This is a genomic window from Cellulomonas fimi, from assembly GCF_028527925.1.
Lineage (GTDB): Bacteria > Actinomycetota > Actinomycetes > Actinomycetales > Cellulomonadaceae > Cellulomonas > Cellulomonas fimi_C.
This window is the reverse complement of the sequence record NZ_JAPESW010000088.1, coordinates 1-4,935: the sequence shown is the minus strand read 5'-3', so window position 1 is coordinate 4,935 and position 4,935 is coordinate 1. Positions and strand designations below refer to the sequence as shown.

The following is a 4,935-nucleotide window of genomic DNA, read 5'->3' as shown; positions in this document are numbered from 1 at the left end:
GCAGCCGGCGCCGAGGCGGCCGTGGGCTGCCGCGTGACGTACACCGTGACGAACCAGTGGAGCACCGGCTTCGGTGCCGACGTGAAGATCGACAACCTGGGCGACTCCCTGGACGGCTGGACGCTGACATGGGCGTTCGCTGCGGGCCAGACGGTCACGCAGGCATGGAACGGCACCGCGACGCAGTCCGGCTCGAACGTCAGCGTCCGCGACGCCGGGTACAACGCGCAGGTCGGGGCGGGCGGCAGCGTGTCGTTCGGCTTCAACGGCGCGTGGAACGGCACGGCCAACCCCGCGCCGACGTCGTTCGCACTCAACGGCACGACCTGCACGGGCGGCATCACGCCGACGACGACGCCGACGACGACGCCGACGAGCACCCCGACGTCGACGCCCACGAGCACCCCGACCAGCACACCGACCCCGACGCCGACGACCACCCCGCCGCCGTCGGGCGCATGGCAGGCCGAGGACCTCGACCGCGGGCTCATCAGCGTCCGCAGCGGGTCGGGGAACCTCGTGCAGTGGCGGCTGCTCGGCACGGAGCCCGCGTCGACCGGCTTCAACCTGTACCGCGGCGGGACGAAGGTGAACGCGTCGCCGCTCACGGGTGCGACGAGCTACCTCGACGCGGGGGCCTCGGCGAGCGCGTCGTACACGGTCCGGGCCGTCGTGAACGGCACCGAGCAGGCCGCCTCCGAGGCGTCCCTGACGTTCGCGAACGGCTACCTCGACGTGCCGATCAGCAAGCCGGGGTCCGACTACGTCGCGAACGACGGCTCGGTCGGCGACCTCGACGGCGACGGCCGGCTCGAGGTCGTCCTCAAGTGGGACCCGACCAACGCCAAGGACAACTCGCAGTCGGGTGTGACGGGCAACGTGTTCCTCGACGCCTACGAGCTCGACGGGCGCCGTCTGTGGCGCATCGACCTCGGCCGCAACATCCGCGCGGGCGCGCACTACACGCAGTTCCAGGTCTACGACTACGACGGGGACGGCAAGGCCGAGGTCGCCGTCAAGACGGCCGACGGCACCCGGTCGGGCACCGGTCAGGTGATCGGCAACGCGAGCGCCGACCACCGCAACTCCTCGGGCTACGTCCTGTCCGGGCCCGAGTACTTCACCGTCTTCCACGGCCAGACGGGCGCGATCGCGGCGACGACCGACTACGTGCCGCCGCGCGGGACGGTGTCGAGCTGGGGCGACTCGTACGGCAACCGCGTCGACCGGTTCCTCGCCGGCACCGCCTACCTCGACGGCGTGCGGCCGTCGATCATCATGGCGCGCGGCTACTACACGCGGGCCGTCGTCGTCGCCTGGGACTACCGGAACGGCACGCTCACGCGGCGGTGGACGTTCGACTCGAACGCGTCGGGCAACAGCGCCTACGCCGGGCAGGGCAACCACTCCCTCTCGGTCGCCGACGTCGACGGCGACGGCCGGCAGGAGATCCTGTACGGCGCGGCCGCGATCGACGACGACGGCAGGGGTCTGTGGACCAACCGGACGGGGCACGGCGACGCCGGGCACGTCGGCGACCTGATCCCGAGCCGGCCGGGCCTCGAGTACTACAAGGTCACCGAGTCGACGAGCCAGCCGGACTCCTGGATGGCGGACGCGCGCACGGGTCAGATCCTGTGGAGCACCCCGTCGGGGACGGACAACGGCCGCGGCGTCTCGGGTGACATCTGGGCCGGGTCGGCGGGGACCGAGTCCTGGTCGTCGTCGGACTCGCAGCTGCGCAACACGTCAGGCACGGGCGTCGCGCGCAAGCCGTCGTCGGCGAACTTCCTGGCCTGGTGGGACGGTGACACGACGCGTGAGCTGCTCGACCAGACCCGGATCGACAAGTACGGCACCGGTGGCGACGCACGGCTCCTGACCGGCTCCGGCGTGCACAGCAACAACGGCACGAAGGCGACGCCGACGCTGTCCGGCGACATCCTCGGCGACTGGCGCGAGGAGGTGATCTGGCCGACGTCCGACGACAGCGCGCTGCGGATCTACGCGACGCCCGTCCCGACCGACACGCGGCTGTGGACCCTGCTGCACGACCAGCAGTACCGCGTCGCGATCGCGTGGCAGAACACCGCGTACAACCAGCCGCCGCACCCCGGCTTCTTCCTTGGCTCGCCGTTCACGCTGCCCGCGAAGCCGAACGTGTACCTGCGCTGACGCCGCAGTCGCCGCGGGGCGCGAGGCGCGCGACGACACACGGCTGACGGCTGACGCGCCCGGGCGTCGACGCCCGACGTCGGACGTCGGACGCACGAGGACGACGACGGCCCGCCCGGACCTCATCGGGCGGGCCGTCTCGCGTGCGTGCGACGGGCTTCCCGATCGCCGCACGATCGTGCTAGAACTGCGACATGGGCAAGGGTGATGCGACGCGGCAGGCAGTGGTCGACCGCGCGGTGGAGATCGCCGGGCGCCTCGGCATCGCCGGCCTGACGATCGGCTCGCTCGCGACCGCCACCGAGATGTCCAAGAGCGGGCTCTTCGCGCACTTCCGCTCCAAGGAGGCGCTGCAGCTCGCGGTGCTGGCCCGGGCACGGGAGAGCTTCGTCGACGAGGTGGTCCGGCCGGCGCTCGCGACGACGCGCGGCGAGCCGCGGGTGCGCGCGCTGTTCGAGCACTGGCTCGCGACGTCGCAGGCCAGCGCCGCGGGATGCCTGTTCGTGTCTGCCGCCACCGAGTTCGACGACGACCCCGGGCCGGTGCGCGACCAGCTCGTGCGCGACCACCGCGACCTCGTGGACTCGATCACCCAGATGTACCGCGCGGGCGTCCAGGAGGGGCAGTTCCGCGACGACCTGTCGCCCGAGCAGTTCGCGCACGACCTGTACGGCGTGATGCTCGGGCACTTCCACGCGCACCGCCTGCTGCGGGACCCGGCGGCCGAGCGCCGGACCCGGGACGCCTTCGAGCGGCTGCTCGCGGGCATCAGCACGTCACCGGCGGACGACCTCGCCGTCGCCGGCCACGCTGCTGCGCCCGGCCGCTGACCGCGGCCGCCCCGCCCGGCCCCGTCCGACACCCGTCCGACCCGTCCGACTCTCGACGTCAGGAGCACGCAATGACCGCGGTAGATGTCCAGAAAAGCACGACCGTTCGTTCGCACGTGCGTCCTCCACGCGCGCTCCGCACGGCGTTCCGCGTCACCGACCGGGTCGCCCCCGTTCTCGTCGCCCGCGCCGCTCTCTTCCTCTGGTGCCGACCGAGCGGAACACGCCGCACGGCGACGATCCCCGGCGGCACTCCCTGGACGCTGCCGGTCGGCCGCGGGCACGTCGTCGGGCAGACGTGGGGGAGCGGGCCGCGCGTCTACCTCGTGCACGGGTGGGGCGGGCACCGTGGCCAGCTGGCCGCCTTCGTCGAGCCGCTCGTCGCCGCGGGTCACGAGGTCGTCGCGTTCGACGCGCTCAGCCACGGCGAGTCGGGCCCCGGCGAGTTCGGACCCCGGCAGGCGACCATGCCCGAGATGGCCGAGACGCTCGCCGCCGTGGTCGCCGCCCGCGGCGACGCGCACGCGATCGTCACGCACTCCTTCGGCGGCAGCACCACGACGCTCGCGCTCCTCGACGGGCTCACCGCCGGCCGCGTCGCGCTCGTCGCCCCCATGGCCGACCCCCTGCCCTACACGCGGGACTTCGCCGAGGTGCTCGGGTTCAGCGAGTCGACCCGGCGGCGGTTCCTCGCGCTCATGGAGCGACGGGCCGGGCGCCCGCTCAGCGACTTCGACGTCGCGCGTGGCGTCGCGCAGTTCGGCCGGCCGCTCCCCGCGGCGCTCGTCGTGCACGACACGCAGGACAAGGAGGCGCACCACGCCGACGGCGAGCGCCTCGCGCGGTCGTGGCCCGGCGCGCGCCTCGTCACGACCACCGGCCTCGGGCACCGTCGCATCCTCCGCGACCCGGACGTCGTCGCCGAGGTCGTCGCACACGTCACCACCGCCTGAGCTCGCCCCCCCGGCATGACCTCGCCGAGTTCGTCGGTTCGAGCCGAGTCCGCCAGCTCGAGCTGACGAACTCGGCACCGGGTGACGAGCTCGCGGGAGAGGGGCGAGAGGACGCGAGGGCTGGTGGTCGGGGGGCCCCGGGAGCGGTGGCCGGGAGGGGGTGAGAGGTGGACGCGGCGACGAACGGGGGCGAGACGACGGCGTCCAGGCGTGACGCCGAGAGTCGGCTGCAGCGGATGTCGTGCGCGGGACGGGCGCCGGTGCCGTCGTCTGCCAGACTCAGGCCGTCGGGCGGGCTGCTCGGGCCGTCCCACGTCGACGAGGAGCGCGATGACCGAGACGCCCGCCGCCCGGAGCGCTGAGCAGCGCGTCGCCGACACGCTCGACCGTCTCCGCACCGACGTCGACCTGTGGCTCGCGACCGCCGACGCCGACGCGCAGCCGTACCTCGTGCCGCTGTCCTTCCTCTGGGACGGGGAGTCGATCCTCCTCTCGACGACCGCCGCGTCCCCGACCGCCCGCAACCTCGTCGCGACCGGCCGTGCCCGCCTCGCGCTCGGGCAGACGCGCGACGTCGTGCTCGTCGACGCGGACGTCGAGGCGTCGGACACCGTCCCGGACGACGTCGGCGACGCGTTCGCCGCGGCGACCGGCTTCGACCCGCGCGCCGAGCCGCAGGAGTACACGTGGTTCCGCGCCCGGCCGCGGACCGTCCAGGCGTGGCGCGAGGCGAACGAGCTCGCGAATCGCACGATCCTCCGCGACGGCACCTGGCGCACGCACCCCTGACCCTCGCGGCCGGGACGAGGCCACGCCCGAGGTGCCGGGGTGGGGACCTCGGCGGCTGCGGGTCGCCGTCAGGCGGGGTGGTCGTCGGCGTCGGGGTCGGTGTGCTGGTCGGGGTGCTCGTGGGCGTCGACGTCGGGGTGCTCGTCGGCGTCGTCGTCGGCGTCGTCGTCGGCGTGATGCCGCCCGTG

4 protein-coding genes are annotated in these 4,935 nt (G+C 73.7%); all 4 read left to right on the top strand.

The features are described 5' to 3' along the window. On the top strand, window positions 1-2,175 hold a 2,175-nt coding region (locus tag OMK64_RS19630), incomplete at its 5' end, for a rhamnogalacturonan lyase family protein (RefSeq protein WP_272730040.1). 194 nt (window positions 2,176-2,369) lie between these two features. Beyond that, complete coding sequence (locus tag OMK64_RS19625; RefSeq protein ID WP_272730039.1) at window positions 2,370-3,005, top strand: TetR/AcrR family transcriptional regulator; 636 nt, start codon at window positions 2,370-2,372, stop codon at window positions 3,003-3,005. Between the two features lie 116 nt (window positions 3,006-3,121). After that, window positions 3,122-3,958 carry an alpha/beta fold hydrolase gene (locus OMK64_RS19620; RefSeq protein ID WP_272730038.1) on the top strand — a complete coding sequence of 279 codons (837 nt, stop codon included), beginning with the start codon at window positions 3,122-3,124 and terminating at the stop codon, window positions 3,956-3,958. Window positions 3,959-4,288: 330 nt separating this feature from the next. After that, entirely contained in the window at window positions 4,289-4,747 is a 459-nt protein-coding gene (locus OMK64_RS19615) for a pyridoxamine 5'-phosphate oxidase family protein (RefSeq protein WP_272730037.1), read from the top strand. Window positions 4,748-4,935 lie beyond the last annotated feature (188 nt).

What these genes read in the sequence shown, in the direction of transcription:
- OMK64_RS19625 (WP_272730039.1), top strand. Translation starts at nt 2,370, where the DNA reads ATGGGCAAGGGTGATGCGACGCGGCAGGCAGTGGTCGACCGCGCGGTG.
- OMK64_RS19615 (WP_272730037.1), top strand. Translation starts at nt 4,289, where the DNA reads ATGACCGAGACGCCCGCCGCCCGGAGCGCTGAGCAGCGCGTCGCCGAC.